This is a genomic window from Microbulbifer variabilis (assembly GCF_052468405.1).
The window spans coordinates 4,405,750-4,427,760 of the sequence record NZ_CP174343.1; the positions used below are offsets into that span (position 1 = coordinate 4,405,750).

A 22,011-nucleotide genomic window follows, 5' to 3' on the forward strand; every position below is an offset into this window, starting at 1 on the left:
CGTCCCCTCAGACCAACGGCGAAAAACAAAGAAGGGCCATTGGCCCTCCTTTGCGTTTGTTGCTGGATAACTGCTTTCCAATCATTCCACGCTGATCAGCTGCACTGTGCCATCTGGTAGCACTTCGGCGATATTGCCTTTGGGCTCTTCCAGGAACAGGCAGGCGAAGAAGATCACCGCTGCTGCGCCGCAGATAATCAGGAAGAACTGGCTGTAGCTGACATAAGACAGGGCGGTGAGGAAAGTAACCGCACCCACGTTGCCGTAGGCTCCGGCCATACCGGCGATCTGCCCGGTCATGCGACGCTTCACCAGGGGTACGACGGCGAATACGGCACCCTCACCGGCCTGCACAAAGAAAGAGCAGCACATGGTGGCAACTACCGCAGCGGGAATCCACCAGCCGCCGTTGATCTGGCTCAGTACAAAGTAACCCACTGCCAGGCCGCCGATCAGAAACATCAGGCTGCGGCGGCGTCCCAGTTTGTCAGAGAAGTATCCACCGGTTGGGCGAGCCACCAGGTTCATAAAGGCGAAGCCAGAGGCGAGCAGGCCGGCCTTCACCGGGCTCAATCCTTCAAAGGTTTCCAGGAAGAACAGAGGCAGCATAGAAACCACGGCCAGCTCTGAGCCGAAGGTGACGAAGTAGGCCAGGTCGAGGATGGCTACCTGCTTGAAGTTGTATTTCTCCAGCTCGGGCACACCTTCGCGCAGGTGGTCTTTGTTTACATTCCAGATCATGCGGGTCTGGAAGGCGAACAGTACTACCAGCAGTCCCCACATCACGTAGGTGGCATTCTGGCTCAGCAAGGCTACGCCGCTGGGAGACAGTTTGTAAGCCAGCGCTGCCAGTGCCAGGTACATGGGCACATTCATCAGCAGGTAGAAGTAGAAATCCCGCTTGCTGGTCACTTCCAGGCCGCCGCTCTTTTTCGGTTTGAAGTAAGTGGAACCTTTAGGAGTGTTGCGGGCAACGCGGTAGTAGATGATGCCGTACAGGCCGGCGATGATGCCGGTGAGGCCCAGGGCATAGCGCCAGCCGTCTTCACCGCCGAACAGCAGGGCGATGGTGGGCAGGGTCATGGCACCGGCAGCAGAACCGAAATTCCCCCAGCCGCCGTAAACACCTTCTGCCAGGCCGACTTGTTTGGCTGGGAACCATTCACCAACCATGCGGATACCAATTACAAAGCCGGCACCCACAAATCCCAGCAGGAAGCGGAACAGGGCCAGGGATTCATAACTGTCTGCGGTGGCGAAGCCCAAACAGATTAAAGATGAGGTCATCAGCAGCCCGCTGTACACCAGGCGCGGCCCCAATTTATCCACCAGCATACCGATAATGATACGAGCGGGGATGGTGAGTGCCACATTGAGGATTAACAGGGCTTTTACTTGCTGGCTGGTGAGGTCGAACGCTTCCTTGATAAAGACCATCAGCGGAGCGTGGGAGAACCACACCACGAAAGTCAGGAAAAACGCAAACCAGGTAACGTGCAGCGTCTTTATTTTGGGATCGCCCCAATTAAATAAATTGAGGCCGCTGGATTGACTCATGACTATTTTCTCCGGCTTCTCAGAAATTTAGAGGTGGATAGGGTCATGGCCGATAGTATTTGAGCAGCGCTACAGGAAAAGCGCGCAAAAGGGGTAGTCAGGATAGGGGCTGATATCCGAATAGTATGGAGTAACCCCTTTGGATTAGTCCTGTGGAGTGGCGAGCATCGTGAATATCTTGCTAACTACCCCATGGTGAGTAGTAGCGAAAAATTGTCTTATCACCGAAAGGTTTTTGGGAGTAATTGTCGGCCTTAGGGTTTTTGTGCATCTTGCAAGCAGGTGGCTTCGAACAATCATGCAAACGTTACTGTATTTTTACTGCTTCTGTCTGTGAAGGGAGTAACTACCGTTCGGGGTATCGGCGTGATGGCCAAATATATTTTCCGAAAAATTGAAAAAGTTGGGAGAAAACTGCCGTGCAATATACACAGCAACTCGCCGGACGTGCGCTGATATTTGCCTCGGCCATGTTTGCCGCAAACTTTTCTGTTTGGACACTCTATGCAGTGCTCGGAGTGGAAATCGGCGAGCAGCTGGATCTCTCAGCTACAGAATACGGCATCTTGCTGGCCGCGCCGATCTTAAGCGGTGCGCTACTGCGTTTTCCCGCCGGGTTGTTGGTGGAATATTTCTCTGCAAAAAAACTCATCCTCTTGCAAATGCTATTACTGCTGCCGGTACTTTTACTCTTGCCCTATATCGAGAGTTACGGTGCGCACCTCCTGGCCGGTTTGTGGTTGGGGATTTCCGGAGTCTCCTTCGTGTTGGGTATTCGCTATATCAACCCATGGTTCGAAAGGAGGCAGCAGGGCACGGCAATGGGCATTTTTGGTGCAGGCAATGCTGGGGCAGCCATCACCCTGGCCCTGGCGCCAGCGATCCAAAATTGGCTGGGGCGTGAATGGATCGGGCCGATTTACGGTATTGGTATAGTGATCATGATGGTGCTATTCGAATTTTGTGCACCTGAAGAAACCCGCTATATGCGCAGCCGCAGCAAGGTGGATATTCACAATCACCTAAGACCACTGATGCAGATCAAGGTGTGGCGCTATGGGCTCTATTACTATTTTGTCTTCGGCAGCTTTCTCGCACTTTTACTGTGGCTGCCGAATTACTACCTGGCGGTGTACGAAGTGAGTACACAGGTGGCGATGGCTCTGACACTGCTGTTTGTGGCCCTGTCCAGTTCACTGCGTGCCCTGGGTGGCTGGTTTGCAGATCGCTATGGTGCGCGCACGGTGAATTGGAGTGTTTTCTGGACTTGTCTGGTATGCCTTTTTTTCCTCAGTTACCCCCCAACCAGTATGACGATTCATGGGGTGGAACGGGATGTGCATCTAAATATCGAGGTGGGCATTGAGTTGTTTACCTTGTTGTTGCTGGTGATTGGCATTGCCCAGGGGTTTGGTCGCGCCTCGGTATACAAGGCGCTACACGATAATTTTCCGGCACATATGGGAAGTGTCGGTGGCACTGTAGCCACAATCGGTGCGCTGGGTGGTTTTACCCTGCCAGTGCTGTTTGGTATCGCACAGGATTTAGTGGGTATTCACAGTGCTGCGTTTATGTTGCTCTATGGTGTGCTGGCAGTTTGTATGTTGGTAATGTACCTGGCAATCCAGAGAGAGCATCATCAACAGCGTTTGGCTTTCGCTCGGCAAAATAATTTTTTGCATGAGGATGCGAGTAACTCTGCGGCTTTACCAGATAGGTAGTACCCACTACCAAAATGGAATTATGTGTGCGTAGAAGGTAGGGGGTAATGATTTTTTCTGTTGAAAAAAACTGTGGTTTCAACCACGTCTGAAAAATTGTAATTTGTCACTGTTCACTCCGTTGTTGCAAAGGAAAAGCGTAATGACCATTTCCAGATTCCCCAAAATATTCGGTGCTTTACTGTTGGGTGCCTGCAGCACTGTCGCATTGCAGGCCGCTGCGCAGGATGGTGAAAATGCCACTCTTGTCGACGCGCTAAAATCCGGTGAGGTCGGGTTGAATCTGCGCTATCGCGTGGAGATCGTCGACCAGGAAGATTATGACCAGGATGGTATTAATGGAGACGCAACCGCGTCCACTTTGAGAACCCGCCTCAACTGGCGCAGTGGTAGCTACAAAGGCTTTACCGGTTTTCTTGAAATGGATGATGTCACTTCCGTAGGTAACGATAATTACAACTCTACCGTCAATGGTAAAACCAATTACCCGGTTGTGGCTGATCCAGATGGTACCGAGGTTAACCAGGCCTATATCCGCTATAACGGTGAAAATTCCGTAGTCACTGCCGGTCGTCAGCGTATTAATCTGGATGGCCAGCGCTTTGTCGGTGGTGTTGGCTGGAGGCAGAACGAGCAGACTTACGACGGCGTACGTTATCAGTATGGTAGCGCTGACAGTCTGCAGTTGGACTACAGCTATGTGTACAACGTAAACCGGATTTTTGGTGAAGATAGCGCCGGCGCTGAATTTGAAGGCAATATCCAGTTATTCCATGCTAGCTACCCGGTGGCTGAAAACCACAAAGTCAGCGGTTTCGTTTACAACCTGGATTTAGAGAATTTCGTTGAAAATGCCAGCCGCACTTATGGGGTGGACTACAAAGGGAATTTCGGCCCTGTAAAAGCCAATCTGAGTTATGCACGCCAGAACGATATTGGAGATAACACCTTCGATTACAGTGCGGACTACTACCTGGCAGAAGTGGGTACCGACCTGGGCCCGGTCACTGCGAAACTCGGTTATGAAGTATTGGGTTCCGATAATGGTGTCGGTTTCAGAACGCCTCTGGCTACCCTGCATAAATTCCAGGGCTACACCGACCAGTTCCTGACAACCCCCGGTGATGGCATAGAGGATATGTACATCAGCGGCGCTATGAAAATAGCCGGCGGTAACTTGAATATGGCCTATCACAATTTTGATGCGAATGAAGGTTCCGCAAATTATGGCCATGAGTGGAATATCAGCTACGGGCGCAAGCTAACAGAGGAAATTTCTGCACTGGTGAAATACGCCTCTTATCAGGCTGACGACCACAAGGTGGATACCGACAAGTTCTGGTTAATGGTGACCGCCAATTTCTAATTAAATAAAGCAGCTCCATAGCGAGGCCCCCGGCTCCGGCCGGGGTTTTCCCTGTAAAAACCGATCAATTTCTGTAGAGGAATTTTTCGGTTTTTAGTAATTCTGCCCACTGAATTTCCATTTTGTGATGTTATTTCCCTTAACGGTTGGCATCACTGTGAGTACCTAAGGAGTACCACCTTTGCCCCAAGCATAAATTAACCAGCTTGATACACTGACATCAGTTTAAACACCGAGTCCCGCTACCTAAACAGCGCTGATTTTTATTGTCGCTGCAAGGTGCCGGGACCGTGGCCGTACCGGCCACCAGGGTCTAGCGGGAAACTGCGCGGCCTCCCGAAATTGGAAAGGCGTTTAATGTTACAAGACAATTTTGGCCGTAGGTTTTATTACCTGCGCCTGTCCGTGACGGACATCTGCAACTACCGTTGCAACTATTGCCTGCCCGAGGGCATCGGTTGCGGACGTTCCCTGGAAGGGGAAAATCCTCTCTCAGTGGCTGAGGTGGGCACATTGGTGCGCGCTTTCGCTTCCCTGGGTACGGAAAAGGTACGCCTTACCGGCGGGGAGCCCTCCCTGCGCAAAGACCTGGTGCCACTACTCGAAGCCGTGCGCGCTAGTGATAAGATTCGCCGCTTGGCCATCACCACCAACGGTTACCGCCTGCCCAGTCAGATTGACGACTGGCACCGCGCCGGCCTGGATCAGGTGAATGTCAGTATCGACAGCCTCGACCCGGCTCAATTCCACCATATCACCGGGCACAATCGCCTGGATAAAGCCTTAGCCGGCCTGGATCGCGCCCTGGCCCTGGGTATCGATACCAAGGTCAACGCAGTACTGATGCGCCAGTACAACCTGGCTGAGCTGGATAATTTCCTCGCCTGGGTTCGCGAGACTCCGGTGACCCTGCGCTTTATTGAATTGATGCGCACCGGCGATAACCGCGAGTTCTTCGCCAGCAACCATGTCTCCGGTGGCGATATAGAAACCCTGCTGCTGCGGGAAGGCTGGGAGCAGGTTATCCGCACCCGCGATGCGGGTCCTGCGCGGGAGTATTTCCACCCGGATTACGCCGGCCGTATCGGCCTGATTACCCCTTACGGCAAAGACTTCTGTGCAAGCTGCAACCGCCTGCGGGTATCGGCCCAGGGCAAGTTGCACCTGTGCCTGTTTGCGGACCAGGGTTTTGATATGCGCGAAATCATCGCCGATGGCGATAGCGAGGCACTGGCAGCCCATATCCGTGAGTTGATAGTGGATAAGACTGCAGGCCACCAGCTGCACGAAGGTTTTACCGGCGCTACCCGCAACCTGGCGATGCTGGGGGGCTAGGGTTATGGCCAGGGCTTTCGTTGGCAAATCGACAACCGGCGTGGTGCTGGCCGGCGGCCGTTCCAGCCGGATGGGCCGTGACAAGGCCCTGCTGGCCCACCCCCAACGGGGCAATTTTTTGCAGCATGCTGAGGCATTGCTGAGTGAGCTTCCGCTGGAAAAAGTCGTCACCAGCGGCGCCCGCCCCGGAGCGATTGAAGACCTGGTGCCAGAGCGGGGCCCACTGGGCGGCCTTTATTCGGTAGCCCTGGCAACCGGTGCCGATGCGGCCCTGGTGATCCCGGTAGATATGCCCCTGCTCGGGCGTGAGCACCTCGCAGAGTTATTGGCTGAAGGGCAGGCAAGTGGCCGGCCCTGTTATTTTGAAAACTTCTTTTTTCCCCTGTGGCTGCCTTTAAATGGCGACTGCCTGGATTATTTGCGCCGTGCCGTTGAGGGCAGTGCACGCAATTCTGTCGGCGCGCTGCTGCGTCACCTGGGGGCCAAATCCATACCCATAAAAAGTGCCGGCGATTGGCATCGCAATATCAATACGCCGGCAGATTATCTCGGCTTGAGTACGCCGGATAAAACTCCAGAAAACAGTTTTTTGAGAGACCACTGATTATGTCCGCACACGCTAGCAAAGAATTTGTACCGCTCAACATTGCGGTACTTACCGTATCCGATACCCGCAACGAGCAGACTGATACTTCTGGCCAGTACCTGGTGGAAGTCCTTAAAACTGCCGGCCATCAGCTTGCGGATAAGCGCATTACCCCGGACGATGTTTACCAGATGCGCGCGGTGGTCTCCGCCTGGATTGCCGATCCCAAAGTGCAGGTGGTGTTGGTGACCGGCGGTACTGGTTTTACCGAGCGCGACTCCACACCGGAGGCTCTGAGTCCGCTGTTCGATAAAACCGTCGACGGCTTTGGCGAGCTGTTCCGCCATATTTCCCTGGGGGATATCGGCAGCTCCACCGTGCAATCCCGCGCGCTCGCCGGCCTCGCGAATCGCACGCTGATATGTTGTATGCCCGGTTCCACCGGAGCCTGCCGCACGGCTTGGGAAGGCATATTGCTGGAGCAGCTGGATGCCCGCCACAAGCCCTGTAACTTTATCCCCCATGTGCGCTTTGCCAGCGCGCCCTGCGAGAGCCGGGGGTAATTTGTGAGCCAGTTAACCCACTTAAACCAGCGCGGCGAAGCCAGCATGGTGGATGTTACCGAGAAGGACATCACTGACCGCAGCGCCCTGGCCGAGAGCAGCATCTGTATGAGTGCAGAGGCTTTTGCACTGCTGAGCGAGGGGGCGCACAAGAAAGGCGACGTCTTGTCTGTAGCTCGCATCGCCGGTATCCAGGCTGCCAAGAAAACCTCGGATTTAATTCCCCTGTGCCATCCACTGGCACTAACCAAGGTAGCGGTGGATTTCGAATTACAGCCGGAAAAACACAGTGTGCATATCACTGCTTTCTGCCGCCTGGCCGGGCGCACCGGGGTGGAAATGGAAGCGTTAACGGCGGCTTCGGTAGCGGCGCTGACCATTTACGATATGTGCAAAGCCGTGGACCCGGCGATGGAAATCGGCCCGACCCGCCTGCTACAAAAAACCGGCGGTAAGCGCGGCCACTGGCGCGGCGATGCTGCGGACAAGGCGTAACAATTTCAGAGGTGTAAAGCGATGGTAAAGGTTCTGTTTTTCGCGCGTTTGCGCCAGCAATTGGGCATGGGCGAGACTACCCTGGAGGACTTTTCCGGCAGTCTCAGCGAGTTGCGCAAAACCCTATGTGAACAGCACCCGGATTGGAGCCCGCACCTGCAAAGAGACGATATCCGTATGGCCTTGAACCAGGAGCTGGCAGAAACTGGAGCCCAGGTGAAGGCTGGGGATGAAGTTGCATTTTTCCCGCCGGTTACCGGCGGCTAGTGGTGCCAATATGAAAGCCGTTGATCGTATTGAAGTCTGTGAAACGCCCCTCGACGTAGCGGCTGAATATACCGCGCTGCAAGGGAACAGTGGTGATGGTGCCTGCGCCCTGTTTGTGGGTTCGGTGCGGGACTTCAATGCGGGCAGTGATGTCTGCGGCCTGGCCCTGGAACACTATCCGGGCATGACGGAAAAAAGCCTGCAACAGATTATCAATGATGCCCGCGATCGCTGGTCTTTGGGTCGTGTGACTATCGTCCACCGTGTTGGCCCCATGCAGATCAACGACGAGATTGTTTTTGTCGGCGTTACCAGCCCCCACCGCCAGGCTGCCTTTGCCGCCTGCCAATACATCATGGATCGCCTCAAAACGGAGGCGCCTTTCTGGAAGCGCGAAGCGGTTGCGGATGAGTCCGGTAAGCCTTCAGAGCGCTGGGTTGAAGCCCGGGCCAGCGATGCTGCGGAGATGGAAAAGTGGTCCGTCGGCTGAGCCCGCTGCTATCCGCTTTACTGGTGGCCATCGCGCTACCGGTTAATGCGGATAACTGCACCTTGCGGGTGGCGGTAGCGGCCAGCTTTCGCCCGGCACTGGAAGAGGTACTGCCGGAATTTGAGCGTCGCCATGCCTGTGTGGTGCAAATCAGCAGTGGCAGCTCAGGGGTGCTCTACCAACAAATAGCGCACCGCGCGCCCTTCGATTTATTCCTGTCCGCCGATCGCGAGCGGCCCGAACTGTTGGAAAAGCAGGGTGGGGCACTGGGTAGCAGTCGCCAGACTTACGCCCTGGGTTTACTGGCTCTCTGGCACCCAAAATCGGAATCCAATATCAAGCAGCTACTGCAAACTTGGCCCGATAAAATTGTATTAGCCGATCCGAAAGTAGCGCCCTTCGGCAGTGCCGCACGGCAAGCGCTGCAAAGCCTGGATTTGTGGAAGAAAAAACAAACTCAATTAGCCCGGGCCCACAATGCAGGCCAAGCCTATTTAATGCTGGATTCTGGCAATGCGCAGCTGGGCTTTGTTGCCGCCAGCCAGATGCAAGCGGCCGGCCGCGATAACTACTGGTTGCTGCCGCAGCATTTGTACAAACCCATTGAACAGCAGCTGCTGATTCCCACTCAGAGCCGTCGGCCGAAAGAGGCACAGTTCCTTGCGGACTATTTGCGTTCAGCGGAAGTGCAGGCGCAACTGCACCACTTGGGTTACGGTGTTTTGCCGATTCAAGATCGAAGTAGAGATGGAGGGAGTGGCTTATGAATATCGCCGCTGCCGACTGGCAGGCCCTGTGGCTAACTTTAAAATTGGCCGGCTTAACTACCTTACTGCTGTTTATTATCGGCGTGCCCTTGGCCTGGAAGTTGAGCCAATGGCAGAGTCGCTGGCGCCACGGTATCGAGGTATTAATAACCCTGCCGCTGGTACTGCCACCCACGGTGTTGGGTTTTTATTTACTGCTTTTATTTTCTCCCAACTATGCCCCCGGGCAGTGGCTGTCACAACTTTTTGATGGCCCTTTGGTGTTCTCCTTCACTGGCCTGGTGTTTGCGTCAGTGATTTATTCCCTGCCGTTTATGGTGCAGCCGCTGCTAGCCGCGTTTAATGCCAATGGCCAGCGTTTGACCCAGGCTGCCGCAGCACTGGGTATTCCGCCCTGGGCGGCACTATTAAAAGTTCTTTTACCGGCGAGTCGCGCCGCTATTGTGAGTGCCTGTGCTTTAACCTTTGCCCATACCCTGGGTGAGTTTGGGGTAGTGCTGATGATTGGTGGCGCTATTCCCGGTGAGACCCAGGTGGTTTCTATCGCTCTTTATCAACATGTGGAGGCGATGGAATACGGTGCGGCGCACCGGCTGGCTTTGATGTTGATGGGAATTACTACGGTACTGCTACTCGCTGCCCGTTGGCTGGGACATAGTTTGGCCCCGCGCGGATCAAACAACGAGCAGGCTAAACCGGTAATGGGGGTGCTGGGCTAATGGAAATCACCTTACCCTTATTCGGTACTGCGTCTACCACTTCTGATTCCACCGGATTGAGCGTTACAGAGCTGGTGACTTCGCTTAACGCTGCCACTCCCTGGCAATTAGAGCTGCCTGCCTCTGGGATTTTTGGTCTTACCGGCCCCTCCGGCAGTGGCAAGAGCACATTACTGGCTGCTTTGGCTGGCCAGCGCCACTGCCGTGGCAATATCACTTTTGCCAATACGGTTTGGCAGCGCGGACGCCGCGCCCTGGCTACCCACAAAAGAACGCTTTCTTTGGGCTTTCAGGATAGCCGCCTGTTTGCCGGCCAGTCAGTGGCAGATAACCTGGTACTGGCCCGCCGTTACAGCCGCAGGCCACTGCCTATGGAGGAGTGTGATCGGCTGTTAAAGGCTTTTGGTATTGAACCGCTACTCCATCAGCCGGTGGAGCTATTGTCTGGTGGAGAGGCCCAGCGAGTGGCTGTATTACGCCAGCTTTTTAACAACGCGCCGCTGCAATTATTTGATGAGCCGCTTTCAGCGGTTGACCGCGCCCAGGTACTGCGGCGCCTATTGCCGACCCTACGGGATTTCTGGGCCCGATATCCGGCGCTGGTAATCTGGACCAGTCACGACTTTGATGAAATCCAGCTGCTGGCCCAGCGCTGTTTGTGGATGGATTCTGCCAATTTGTCCGCGCCACTTCCCTTACCTGAAGTTGCCCAGCGCCTGGATAACCACGGCGTAGGGGATAGCTGCCGCAGCCGGATTGAAGCGCGAGTGGAATCCCTAAACGATGGTCTGCTGACTTTGGATTTAGGGGGGATTTCCATCTTTGCAGATAGGGTGGCAGGCCATTATCGCAAAGGCGATACCGCAGCTTTTCTGCTGGAAGCTGGAGATATCAGCCTTAGTGTAGAGAAGCCGGGCCTGTCCAGTATCCTCAATTGCCTGCCGGTAACTTTAGTTGCTAAGCAGAAACTTACTGATGGCCGTATTCGCCTACAGTTAGCCGCTGCTGGGCAGGTGTTCTACGCAGATATTTCCCGTCTCTCCTGCGAGCGCCTAGAACTGCGTGAAGGCACTACCTACTTTGCCCAGTTTAAGGCCGGTAGTCTTGCCGGTTTGTAAGTAGTTCCAGGGCAATTTCTGAAAGTGCATTTCTTCGATCCCTAAAACCCCAGCAATTTTTTTGCTAAGTTTGAATACTAGCTAATAATTGGTGCTCCTATGGGCGTTGTGTTGGGAATTTCCCTCTTTAACGAGGGCGATAAGTTTTACCGGGAAAAAGCACAGGTCGAGGGCTTACCTGTAGCGAAAGCTGTGACCATTGAGGATCTACACCCGGTACTTACTCGCTGCATAGAAGAAGGCGGGTACAACTATCGAGTAAGCCGCCTGGAATCGGGTGAGCTGGAAATTGCCGAGCTACTTGAGGATTGTGAGCCCTACCGGATCGATGCTTTCCGCTATCAGCTTCGCCGAAAGGGCGACGCTATCGTTATCCACTCTACTTACAAAGATGATGCCCTGTACTTTCATCTGGCTTGCCGCGCAGCCAGTGGGCAGAGAGTTAAGATAGATTTCCACGGCGAGCACCCGTTTTATAACTATGACTCCATAGCGGAATACCAGGGTGGTGGTAACTATCATCTGGCCAATTTCTTCGACCTTCAATATTTGCCCGGTTATATCGAAGAGCACTGCCGGCGATTTATTCGCTGCCCGGAGTACTGGTCCTTTACCTTCTTTATCCCGTATTTGGGCAAGGTAGAGCTGAATAACCACACTTCCGATCCAGAACAGCCTCTCTACCACCTCGATTTCCATTGCCCGGAGCGCAAGCTAAAAATCTTCCAGTCGGCAACGGAGAGAGAGGGTTCTTACTATTTTCGCGACGCCATCTCGGCAGAAAAGCTGGTGCAATTGCTTGAAGCCATGGCGACTGAACTGCTGCCAGAGCTGCAAAAAGCCGATGTTACGTCTTGCTTGAGCTGCTTTGAGGCTATCCACCAGGCTTACAGTGAAATAGAGAGCACCATTGAGACGGATGAAAGTCTTGCCTCAGTTGCGGAGGATCTTATTGGGTACCAGCAGAATATCCGTGGCAGACCTGTCCAATACGAAGTCACTGAAAATGCAGATGGATCTATTACTGTGCAGGCCTACTATTTTCAGCCGCCCGTAGGTTACAACTATACGGTCAGTGCTGAGGATATCGCCGGGGGCCATATCTATCTGGATAAGCTGCACGATTTAGATTTTTATGAGCAGATGTGCAGAGCTATTGCCAGACATCTATGCCCGACGATGCCGACCGTTGAAGATTTGGATGAAGTGACAATTTATTATCATCGGGATTCAGATAAAAAGCTGATTGCCAGCTTACTTGAAGGCTCGGATATAACGCCGATATTGATTCAGGTGAAATAAAAAAGGGGAGGTAAAACCTCCCCGAATCAACGGTATCCCGTGAGTGAAACCGAATTAAGGATTGTAGAATTCGCCGTTCTTGCGCAGGTAGAACCAGTAGTTAATCACCAGGCATACCGCGTAGAAGATGGCGAAACCTGCCAGTGCATATTCCGGGGTAGTGGCTTTGATTTGCTCGCCGAAAACCTTGGGAATGTAGAAGGCACCGTAGGCGGCAACGGCTGAGGTCCATCCCAATACCGGACCTGCCTGCTCTTTCGGGAACACCATGGCGATGGTGCGGAAGGTAGAACCATTGCCGATACCGGTAGCGGCGAACAACAGCAGGAACAGCAGGAAGAAGGGCAGGAAGAACTCTTCCGGAGTGGCTGAGCCGTAGGCAGCCTTCATGTAGTAGGCCACCCCCAGGGCGCTACCCACCATTACCGCTGCACAGATCTGGGTGACCAGGGCACCGCCGATACGATCGGAGATCCAACCACCTACTGGGCGAATCAGGGCGCCGATAAAGGGGCCCATCCAGGCGTACATCAGGGCGCTGGGGCCATTGTTGTTGATGGTATCGTGGGTCATAACCCCGTCCACCATTACATGGCTGTAACCAAAGATCACCTTGATAGCCAGCGGGAAAGCCGCAGCGAAACCGATAAAGCTGCCGAAGGTCATGGTGTAAATCACACTCATCACCCAGGTGTGCTTGTTGTTGAAGATACGGTACTGACGCTGCAGGCTGGTTTTGATCTCACCGGGCAACAGTTTCAAGCCGAACACGGTGGCAGTGATTACCAGCACCAGCACGATTTCCTTGGGCACGCCCCAACCAGAACCGTTTGCCGCTTCAGGTAAGAGCAACCATAGCCCCACGATGGCGGTGAACAGGCCGATTCCCAGCATCATGGTCATCTTCACCATGGCGCCGAGAGAACTGCCTACATCCGGGGTAACTTCCTCGGTGCGCAGGTTGTTCATACCGAACCAGCCAATAAAGGCTAGCGGTACCAGGAACAGCAGCCATACAAAACCGGCATTTTGAATCCACGCTTCAGAACCGGCGGGTACCTTGCCAATCAGGGAGCCAGAGCTGCTCACCAGGGTCATGGGATCGCCGCCGGCAGCGCCAAAGGCACCGAAGGTCATAAATAGCGGTACCAGGATCTGCATGGTGGTAACACCGAAGTTACCCAGGCCCGCGTTTAGACCAAGCGCCAGCCCTTGCTTTTCCTTGGGGAAAAAGAAGCTGATATTGGACATGGAAGAGGCGAAATTACCACCGCCAATACCTGACAACAGAGCCAGCAATTGGAATACCCACAATGGAGTCTCCGGATTTTGCAGGGCGATACCCGTGCCTAGGGCAGGGATCATCAATAGGGCCGTGGTAAAGACAATGGTGTTACGTCCACCGAACAGCCGGATAAAGAAGCTACTGGGTATTCGAAGGGTAGCGCCGGTGAGACCGGCAATCGCCATCAGGGTAAACAAGTCGGCTTTGGCAATAGGAAAGCCGAGATTGAGCATTTGAACGGTGATGATGCCCCAGTAGAGCCACACGGCAAAGCCGCACAGTAGACTGGGAATGGATATCCACAAATTGCGGTTTGCGATTTTCTTGCCCTTGGACTGCCAGAATTTGCTGTCCTCCGGGGCCCACTCGTAGATGTCTGACACGGCGGCCACTCCTCCTCGAAATGATTCGTGCTGCCACTATGGGCCGGGGATTTAGCCCGCTCAATTACCAACAGTAAGTAACCCTTTTGCTCCCGCGCGTAACAGCTACCTCTTTAGGGGTAAGCGCAGCCAATGGACGCTATGGTAAAGTCACTGTTCAGATTTAAACCAATTCTCACCAATGAAGTAGGATCTCCCATGACTTCTTCTGCCACGGTAATGATGGTCGATGACCACCCCCTGTTCCGCAAAGGTCTCAAGCAGCTGTTTGCCATGGAGCCCAGTTTGGAGTTGGTGGCTGAAGCCAGTAGCGGAGAGGAAGCGCTGGAGTTGGCCAAGCAGTATGAGCCGGACCTTATTTTGCTGGACCTGAATATGCGCGGTATGGATGGGCTGGATACCTTGCGGGCGATGCGGGCTGCCGATGTCTCCTCGCGTATCGTGATACTGACGGTTTCCGATAACAATGCCGACGTGGTGTCCTGTATCCGTGCCGGTGCTGATGGTTATCTTCTGAAGGATATGGAACCGGAAGATATTCTCGACCAAGTAATCCAGGCCACCCACGGCAAGCTCGCTATCAGCCAGCGCCTTACGGAGATCCTTGCTTCGGCCCTACGCAAGCCAGATAACTCCGGTGCAGATACTCTCTCCACCCTTACCAGCCGCGAATATCAGATATTGCAGCTGATTGCTGATGGCCTCAGCAACAAATTGATTGCCCGCGAGTTAGATATTAGTGATGCAACCGTGAAGGTACACGTCAAACATCTGTTGAAGAAACTGGGGATGCGCTCCCGCGTGGAAGCTGCCGTGTGGATGGTCAACCAAAAGCGTTCAGAGTCCCAGGACCGGGCGCACTGACCGGCACTGCCCCAACTGCAAAGGATTGAAGTAAGAGAAATTTTTCCATGCCCACCATTGATTGTTGTAGCCAGCCGGGCCTGATGCCCATAGAGAGCGCTCGCGAGAAACTCCTACAGGCACTGAACCCTATTGAGGGTACTGAGATATTACCGCTGGCCCAAGCGAATGGTCGGGTATTGGCTGAAGATGTTATCTCCACAGTAAACCTACCACCCTGCGACAACTCCGCGATGGATGGTTACGCCCTGCGATGTGAAGACCTTACCAGTGGCTTACCGCTGGAGCTGATCGGTAAATCCTTTGCCGGCGCGCCCTTCGATGGTGTGGTGAACCCGGGTACCTGTGTGCGCATTATGACTGGCGCCGCAGTACCTGCTGGGGCTGATACCGTGGTGATGCAGGAAAATGTCGATGCCCAGGGTGAATCGATACGTATAAATTGCGAGGTTCGCTCCGGCGATCACATCCGTCGCTGTGGTGAGGATGTAGCTGAAGGCTCCATTTTGCTTAAAGCTGGAGAGTGTATCAGCGTCCCCCATATCGCCCTGCTTGCCGCTGCCGGTGTTGGCTCAGTGACAGTAGTGCGCAAACCGGTAATCGCTCTTTTTTCAACTGGTGATGAACTGCGCCAGCCCGGTGAAGCCCTGGGCAAGGGCGATATCTACGATAGTAACCGCATTGCTCTATTGGCAGCCTTGGCCCAGATGGATCTGGAGGTTTTGGATTTGGGCATATTGCCCGATAACAAACAGGCTATTACCGATGCGCTGCAGCGTGCAGCCCAAGAGGCCGATGCCATTATTACCTCCGGCGGTGTCTCTGTCGGTGAGGCAGATTACACCCGCGAAGTGTTGGAAGAACTGGGAGAGATCGGTTTCTGGAAAGTGGCGATGAAACCCGGCAAACCTTTCGCTTTTGGTTTCCTTCAAGGGACGCCTTTCTTCGGCCTGCCTGGCAACCCGGTTTCCGCCCTGGTTACTTTCTACCAGCTGGCCGTGCCCGCCTTGAGTGAAATGAAAGGTGAGCAGTGGGATGGTACGCAGACCTTGCAGGCCAAGCTGTTAAAACCCCTAAAGAAAAAGCCCGGTCGTACCGACTTCCAGCGGGGAGTCTATTACACCGATGATAGTGGAGCTTTGGTGGTGGAACCGGTTGGCACACAGGGAAGCCATATTCTCACAGGGCTAGCTGCTGCAAACTGCTTTATTGTTTTGGCGCGAGAGAGTGGCAACGTGGAAGCGGGGGAACAGGTAGCGATTGAGCCTTTGGGGGTGCCGTTGGGGTAGGGGGAGGTTCCCTATCTGCGGCTGTGGGTCGATAGGAAATTCTATCCTGCTAACACTAACCTTTTCAAATGAGCTTTAGCTTATAGCTTCGTAGCATCAAGCTGATCCTTGATGCTTTTGGCAGCAGTAATCTATGGATGAATGTGCTAAGAGTATTACTTCTTTAATCCAGCCTTTCCTACGAAGTGGGAGATAAATATCTAGAATTGCTGGATAAGGTACATATGGTTATTGTTCTCGATCCTTGTTCACCTCCATTTCGGTTGTGCCTTCATCCTTTCCTGATTCGTTCCCTACATTAGTATTGAGGAAAAAAAGAGGTTTGTTCAATCATCGAGTAATTTTTGATTAACCTGAAGTAGGTTGGTATAGAAGAGATCGTCTATTTGAGGTTATGACGTCCAATATTTTAAAGCGATTTAGAATCCAGCTTGTACCTAGTTGAGTACTTAAACTTGAGGCCTCTAACATAGTGGTCCATATCTCAGGTTTCTTAGGAAGATAGATTTGCCTATAAACTTGTTTGAATTTGGTTGAATATTGGGCGCCCTCATCAGCATATCGCTCAACACGCTAATAATCGTTACAATGCCAAATATCATTGCTTTCACTGAAAATATAGTTTTGCATAACTGCAGGCTAAAATGTTCAGAAATTGATCAAAAGTACAGAGGGTCGGCGTTTACTAAGATTTACCGTATATAGCTGCCACTATTTAAAAAATAGAAAGAGTGAAGTGGCAGTTCTTTATGTATATGTACTAATTATAATACCAAGTTCACGCATTTAGGCTTAAGCCTAAAGTTGAAATTTTTGAATAAAAAATAAGCCGTATTTTGGGGTGTGTGATTAAGGATTAACCAGAAGGATTCTATATGTCTGAACCTATTCCATTTAAAGCCAGAGCCCATCTCTTGAAACTACTAGGAGATGAGTTGATAGGTGATGATAGGCTGGCTATTTTCGAGTTAGTTAAGAATTCATATGACGCTGATGCTATTCAGGTTGATGTCACATTGGATCTAGAGTCCGCTGACCCAAAAATAGTTGTCAGGGATTACGAAGGTCATGGAATGGATGAGGATACCATTCTAAATAAATGGATGGAGATTGGTACTGACAGTAAAAGAAAAAAAAATAGAAACAGAAGCCCAAAATATAAGCGCATGCCACTGGGAGAGAAAGGAGTTGGAAGGCTTGCTGTTCACAAGTTGGGTAAAGACCTAACGATCCATACTAGAGCGAAAGGACATCCGGAATTTAGAATTAAAATTAACTGGCCATCTCTAATTGAAGAAGCGGATTATATTGAAGATACAAAGGTCAAGGTTGAAGAGCTGAAGGTTCCGGAAATCTTTCATTCAGATCACACGGGCACAAAAATTGAGATTCACGATTTAAATACAAAAGACTGGGCTAGAGGCGATATAAGACGTTTGAAGCGGTTGCTTACAAGCTTGGTATCGCCATTTAAAAGTGTATCCGATTTTTCAGTAAATCTACATATTCCTGGCAGAGAAAAAGACCTTAAAGATGTACTGGAGGCACAGGATGTTCTGGATAGAGCTATTTGGAAGTACGACTTTCTAATAGATGAAGAGGCAAAATTTTCTTATTCATATGAGTTCAATCCACCATCCTTATTCAAGGGGCTGTCTGATAATTCAGAGAATGTAGATGATGAAAGATTAGAACTTATACCTCCAGATAAATCTAAGAAAGCATCTAGAAAAGACAAAAATAAAGAAAAGTTACTTCTTTCCGATGGTGATCTAGAAGGAATTGGCCCTATATCTGGTACATTTTACATTTATTTACGAGACAGGAAAGTCCTAAATGCACAAGGCGCATACCAGGATGTAAAAAATTATTTGGATGAACAAACGGGTGTAAGGGTCTATAGAGATAGTATTCGAGTATTCAACTATGGTGAGATTGATGATGATTGGCTGGACTTGAATACGGCAAGAATAAATGCACCCGGTAAGAAGATTGATACCAATATGGTGATAGCAAGTATTGATCTTGATTTAGAAAAAAGTTGTTCTTTAAAAGAGAAGACCAATAGGGAAGGCTTTGATAATAATCCATTCTATAAAAGATTCAAATGGATTGTCTCAAGCGCGCTAGAGAATTTTTATCAGCTTCATTATGAAGATCGAGAGAATATAAATAATTATCTAAAGGGGCAGGCAAAATCTGAAAAACCAGATCCAGATACACGATTCTCTGACAATATAGGGGCAATTAGACGTAGTCTCGAAAAGCATGGGCTTCAGAAGGAAGTTGGAGGGAAGATAGATCAGATTGAAGCCGACTATAAGCAAATGAGAGATGTAACTCTGACTTCAGGTATAGCTGGTATTAATCTTGCTGTTATTTTTCATGAGGTCGAAAGAGGAGTGGATGAACTAAATGAAGCAATTAAAAATAATGTACCAAGGGAAAATTTGCTTGAGCGTTCCGACCATCTTTCAAAGCTTCTTGAAGGCTTCACGCCATTGCTTCGAAAGAATGAGCAAAAAACTTTCAGTATAAAGGCTCTTGCCAAAAGAGTTATAGGTCTTTCCGAGCATCGCTTTGAACATCATAATGTAACGATTTCTTGTCCTTTGTTAACAGATGAATCTCCAGATTTTAAAATAAATGGTCCATTTGGCCTTTTACAGGCTGCCCTGAATAATCTTATTGATAACTCTATACACTGGACCCAATTGAAAGCAGAAAAAGAAAATGGCGATTACCAAGCAGCAATTCGCTTGCTTACACTTAAGGATTGGTTTAAAGAAGGCCCTGCTCTTGTTGTAGCAGATAATGGCCCTGGATTTGAGTTGTCTCCAGAAAAAGCAATTCAACCATTTAAAACGACTCGCCCAGCTGGTATGGGAGTCGGTTTGTACTATACAGACAAAGTCATGGAGACCATTGGTGGTCGTCTGATAATTACTTCATGTGAAGAGTTGGAACTTCCTGAAGCGTACTCGGGAGCTGCAGTTGTTATGATTTTCAAAGAGGTCAAGGAATGATGTTTGGAGTTCCCAATATAATTGTTGTTGATGACAACCCTGAAGAATTGGAAGATATTAAAAGAAGTTTTTATGAAGCGGGTATGCCATGTTTACCCATTCAGTATGTTAATGATGATCCTGATAATGTTAGTGGGATAGATCATATCAGTTTATCGGACAGTATTGCTCCGAGAGTGGTTGTGACAGATCTTAATTTGACGGAATCTCTTAGCTCAAAGGCGACGTCTCTAGTTGCACCTCTCGCAGAAGTATTGAAACAACTACCTATTAAAGGCCCCTATATCTTGTGTGTTTGGTCTAAGTTGGCAGATATTGTTGACGAAGTAATAACTCTATTGGAAGAAAGGTACAAAGAAGATCTTTTGTTGCCAATTCATTATTCCGTTATACCAAAGCATGAATTTAGCAAAAATCCAAAAGCTTTAAGAAATAGAGTCGAGGAAGTTGTGTCCGAAAATGATCTTTTCAATGCGTTACTTAGTTGGGAGTATAGAGTGGCAGAGGCTGCAAGAAATACTACAAATACCCTTTATGATCTTGCAAGAAGTATTGAAAATGGCTCTATAGATGCTTCTAGCAATCGCTTAAAAAATATATTGGCTGCGATTGGGAATGAGTCTATTGGAGTTAAGAATGCTATAGATATGCCAGCTTTAGCCATGGAATCTGGGTTAACACCCATATTAGAAGATCAGTTGACTACTACATCAGAAGTTAATCTGGATGAAAAATGGTCCAAAGCTATACCTTCTCTTGGAAAATCAGAAGAGCTAGATACTAATGCTAAAGCTAAACTGAATAGTTTTTACCATATCGAAGAAGTTATCAATGATTATCCTAAGGCTCATCGAGGGGTTTTTGTAAAATTTAATAATGAGTATCTTGGAGCTGAAGAGAGTTCCAAAAAGTTTGAGCGTAGTTTAGGTCGCTCTTTAAAGTCCCTGTTACATGAAGAGTTCCTGAATCCGAGGTATGGATCTAAGACTGAGAGGCAGGTGGCGAGAGAACAGCTGGAGCTTGGATTTCTCGAGGTCTCAGCTGCATGTGATCATGCACAGAGAAAAACAAAATTACCTAAATACATATTGGGAGCATTAATACCTGTTGAGTTTGAGAACTTTACAATTTTTCAGAATGGCAATAAGGATAGAGCCCACGAAGGCATATATAGATTGCCAGTGATTGAGCTAGGAGGGAAATCATATATCGTGAAATTTAGTTTTAAATATCAATTCGGTGTCCAGCCTGATCATAATAAATGGTTTGGTGAATGTATGTTTAGAGTGAGAGATCAGGTGTTATCATCAATCATTTTTAATAAGTCTCAACATGCTTCAAGGCCAGGAATAATTAGCTTTGGGTGATGGTTATGGTAGATGTTCTTTCAAGAAATCAACGCTCTTATTGCATGTCTAAGATTAAGGGGAAAAATACGAAACCAGAAGTTGTTTTGAGAAAGTCTTTATGGGCAATGGGTTTTCGTTATAGATTGAAAAATAAGCTGCCCGGAAAGCCCGATATAGTTTATCCATCGCTTAAAACTGTTATTTTCGTGGATGGTTGTTTTTGGCATAGGTGTCCAAAACACTATCAGTCTCCCAAGGCGAGAAGTGAATTTTGGGAGGATAAGATTTCTGGGAATGTGGATAGAGATAAGAAAAATAATCGGTTGCTAAAGGAGATGGGATGGATAGTCCTTCGAGTATGGGAGCATGAAATCAGAGATTCACTCCCTGAGTGCATTGAACGTTTAGTAAAAGCCCTCTCGAATCAAAGACCTAAATAGTTTTAGTTGTTAACTGATCGAGGCAGCGATGCCTATACGTATTCTAAGTGTAGATGAAATATTCCATACTTCAATAAGGTCACATTGAACTAACTATATACTCAAGAGACGAGTTCCAACTCACTAGCATATACTTGAGAAATTTTTTTGAAAATAATTTCCATTACTGGTGAACAGACACCATTACCGCACAGTTTAACTTTATCTCTTCTGCTTCCATGTGGAAGTACATGTTTTGAGCCAGTACCCATTGCTTTCATTAACTCTTGTGGTTGCAGCATTCTTAAGTATGGAGTATCACCTTTCCAGGTCACAAGGCCGAATCGATCAATGGTGGTTACAGTACGAAGTGGTACATCAAGAGATTGCCATCCACCTGCATAGTCAGACCCATAGTAAACAATAATGAAATCCTTCTTATGGCCAAGCTTTGCCATAGCACGTTCAGCGCGATCAATAGTTGCTTGAGCTCTTCCATCTTTATATAAGGGGTTTGATCTGTATTTACCTGACCAATCAATGATATCTCTTGCTGTTTTATTACGTCGGTTGTGTAGAGATTTAAGGTCCTTCTCATTAATAACTGTACCCTCATTGTCGCATATCAAAAACATGCGTTTTCTGGATTGGGCGGTACCAAAATCAGCTGCATTCAGTAGAAGATCGTTGACTTGATATCCATGAGACTCGATAGAGGATATTAATTCGTTATGTCGTCCCCATTTCTTCATACGATTGACGTTTTCTACGATCAACCAGCGAGGCTTCATAGCATTTATCCAGGGCACAATTCCAATGGCGGTTTCTTTGCTCTTTTCACATCCAGGTTTTGATCCGCGGGCAATGGAGTGCGAGGTGCATTCTGGAGAGGTAAGGAGTACATCAGGTTTATAGAGTTTAGCGAGCTGACTTGGCTTTAATTCCTCAATTGGAGAACAAATAACTTCTGCACTGGGGAAGTTACTTTTATAGGTTTTTGCTGCTAGCTCCCAAGCGTCTACTGCCAGTATTGGCTTCGCTCTGGCACTGACTGCTCCGCGACCACCAAAGCCACCACCGCAAAACAAATCAACAAAAGTAACCATTCTA

20 protein-coding genes and 1 riboswitch are annotated in these 22,011 nt (G+C 49.9%); of the genes, 17 read left to right on the forward strand and 3 right to left on the reverse strand.

Features of this window, described 5'->3' with window-relative positions:
* Positions 1-81: 81 nt before the first annotated feature.
* Entirely contained in the window at positions 82-1,557 is a 1,476-nt protein-coding gene (locus ACJJJB_RS19950; protein ID WP_444903609.1) for a NarK family nitrate/nitrite MFS transporter, read from the reverse strand.
* Between the two features lie 419 nt (positions 1,558-1,976).
* On the opposite strand from ACJJJB_RS19950, the gene ACJJJB_RS19955 reads away from it, so the two are divergent.
* From ACJJJB_RS19955 to ACJJJB_RS20010, 12 genes are all read left to right on the forward strand, one after another.
* Positions 1,977-3,278 (forward strand): MFS transporter, encoded by a 1,302-nt coding sequence (locus ACJJJB_RS19955; RefSeq protein WP_020413727.1) that lies wholly within the window; start codon positions 1,977-1,979, stop codon positions 3,276-3,278.
* Positions 3,279-3,420: 142 nt separating this feature from the next.
* Complete coding sequence (locus tag ACJJJB_RS19960) at positions 3,421-4,644, forward strand: alginate export family protein (protein ID WP_445365376.1); 1,224 nt, start codon at positions 3,421-3,423, stop codon at positions 4,642-4,644.
* Between the two features lie 218 nt (positions 4,645-4,862).
* Positions 4,863-5,013, forward strand: a riboswitch (molybdenum cofactor riboswitch).
* Positions 5,002-5,979: a GTP 3',8-cyclase MoaA gene (moaA, locus tag ACJJJB_RS19965; protein ID WP_413664021.1), complete on the forward strand. Its 978-nt coding sequence runs from the start codon at positions 5,002-5,004 to the stop codon at positions 5,977-5,979. It overlaps the preceding riboswitch by 12 nt.
* A 4-nt stretch (positions 5,980-5,983) precedes the next feature.
* Positions 5,984-6,583 (forward strand): molybdenum cofactor guanylyltransferase, encoded by a 600-nt coding sequence (gene mobA / locus ACJJJB_RS19970; RefSeq protein WP_445365377.1) that lies wholly within the window; start codon positions 5,984-5,986, stop codon positions 6,581-6,583.
* Between the two features lie 2 nt (positions 6,584-6,585).
* A complete protein-coding gene (moaB, locus tag ACJJJB_RS19975) occupies positions 6,586-7,128 on the forward strand; it encodes a molybdenum cofactor biosynthesis protein B (RefSeq protein ID WP_445365378.1) in 543 nt (180 codons plus the stop codon).
* A gap of 3 nt (positions 7,129-7,131) precedes the next feature.
* On the forward strand, positions 7,132-7,623 hold the full coding sequence (gene moaC / locus ACJJJB_RS19980) for a cyclic pyranopterin monophosphate synthase MoaC (RefSeq protein ID WP_020413722.1): 492 nt from the start codon (positions 7,132-7,134) through the stop codon (positions 7,621-7,623).
* A gap of 21 nt (positions 7,624-7,644) precedes the next feature.
* Positions 7,645-7,890: a molybdopterin converting factor subunit 1 gene (gene moaD / locus ACJJJB_RS19985; RefSeq protein ID WP_282951930.1), complete on the forward strand. Its 246-nt coding sequence runs from the start codon at positions 7,645-7,647 to the stop codon at positions 7,888-7,890.
* Between the two features lie 10 nt (positions 7,891-7,900).
* Positions 7,901-8,380, forward strand: coding sequence for a molybdopterin synthase catalytic subunit MoaE (moaE, locus tag ACJJJB_RS19990; protein ID WP_353375778.1), 480 nt, complete (start codon positions 7,901-7,903; stop codon positions 8,378-8,380).
* Positions 8,365-9,147 carry a molybdate ABC transporter substrate-binding protein gene (modA, locus tag ACJJJB_RS19995; RefSeq protein ID WP_445365379.1) on the forward strand — a complete coding sequence of 261 codons (783 nt, stop codon included), beginning with the start codon at positions 8,365-8,367 and terminating at the stop codon, positions 9,145-9,147. The genes moaE and modA overlap by 16 nt, the downstream gene beginning before the upstream one ends.
* The gene (gene modB, locus ACJJJB_RS20000; protein WP_445356347.1) at positions 9,144-9,866 is read left to right on the forward strand and encodes a molybdate ABC transporter permease subunit; all 723 of its coding nucleotides are present in this window, start codon (positions 9,144-9,146) and stop codon (positions 9,864-9,866) included. The genes modA and modB overlap by 4 nt, the downstream gene beginning before the upstream one ends.
* Positions 9,866-10,984 (forward strand): ATP-binding cassette domain-containing protein, encoded by a 1,119-nt coding sequence (locus ACJJJB_RS20005; RefSeq protein ID WP_445365380.1) that lies wholly within the window; start codon positions 9,866-9,868, stop codon positions 10,982-10,984. The genes modB and ACJJJB_RS20005 overlap by 1 nt, the downstream gene beginning before the upstream one ends.
* Positions 10,985-11,083: 99 nt before the next feature.
* The gene (locus tag ACJJJB_RS20010; RefSeq protein ID WP_445365381.1) at positions 11,084-12,286 is read left to right on the forward strand and encodes an Ig-like domain-containing protein; all 1,203 of its coding nucleotides are present in this window, start codon (positions 11,084-11,086) and stop codon (positions 12,284-12,286) included.
* A 54-nt stretch (positions 12,287-12,340) separates the two neighbouring features.
* Here the strand turns inward: ACJJJB_RS20010 and ACJJJB_RS20015 are convergent, their stop codons facing one another.
* A complete protein-coding gene (locus ACJJJB_RS20015; RefSeq protein WP_445365382.1) occupies positions 12,341-13,954 on the reverse strand; it encodes an MFS transporter in 1,614 nt (537 codons plus the stop codon).
* A 132-nt stretch (positions 13,955-14,086) separates the two neighbouring features.
* Between ACJJJB_RS20015 and narL the strand changes: the two genes are divergently transcribed.
* The 5 genes from narL to ACJJJB_RS20040 all read left to right on the forward strand — a co-directional run bounded on the left by narL (position 14,087) and on the right by ACJJJB_RS20040 (position 20,922).
* Complete coding sequence (gene narL / locus ACJJJB_RS20020; protein WP_020413714.1) at positions 14,087-14,818, forward strand: two-component system response regulator NarL; 732 nt, start codon at positions 14,087-14,089, stop codon at positions 14,816-14,818.
* A gap of 47 nt (positions 14,819-14,865) precedes the next feature.
* Positions 14,866-16,107, forward strand: a complete 1,242-nt coding sequence (gene moeA / locus ACJJJB_RS20025; protein WP_445365383.1) for a molybdopterin molybdotransferase MoeA — start codon at positions 14,866-14,868, stop codon at positions 16,105-16,107.
* Positions 16,108-16,982: 875 nt separating this feature from the next.
* Positions 16,983-19,133 (forward strand): ATP-binding protein, encoded by a 2,151-nt coding sequence (locus ACJJJB_RS20030; RefSeq protein ID WP_445365384.1) that lies wholly within the window; start codon positions 16,983-16,985, stop codon positions 19,131-19,133.
* A complete protein-coding gene (locus tag ACJJJB_RS20035; protein ID WP_445365385.1) occupies positions 19,130-20,500 on the forward strand; it encodes a hypothetical protein in 1,371 nt (456 codons plus the stop codon). Before ACJJJB_RS20030 ends, ACJJJB_RS20035 begins: the two co-directional genes overlap by 4 nt.
* 5 nt (positions 20,501-20,505) lie before the next feature.
* Positions 20,506-20,922 carry a very short patch repair endonuclease gene (locus ACJJJB_RS20040; RefSeq protein ID WP_445365386.1) on the forward strand — a complete coding sequence of 139 codons (417 nt, stop codon included), beginning with the start codon at positions 20,506-20,508 and terminating at the stop codon, positions 20,920-20,922.
* Between the two features lie 101 nt (positions 20,923-21,023).
* On the opposite strand, the gene ACJJJB_RS20045 is transcribed toward ACJJJB_RS20040, so the two are convergent.
* A complete protein-coding gene (locus ACJJJB_RS20045) occupies positions 21,024-22,007 on the reverse strand; it encodes a DNA cytosine methyltransferase (protein ID WP_445365387.1) in 984 nt (327 codons plus the stop codon).
* Positions 22,008-22,011: the final 4 nt, after the last annotated feature.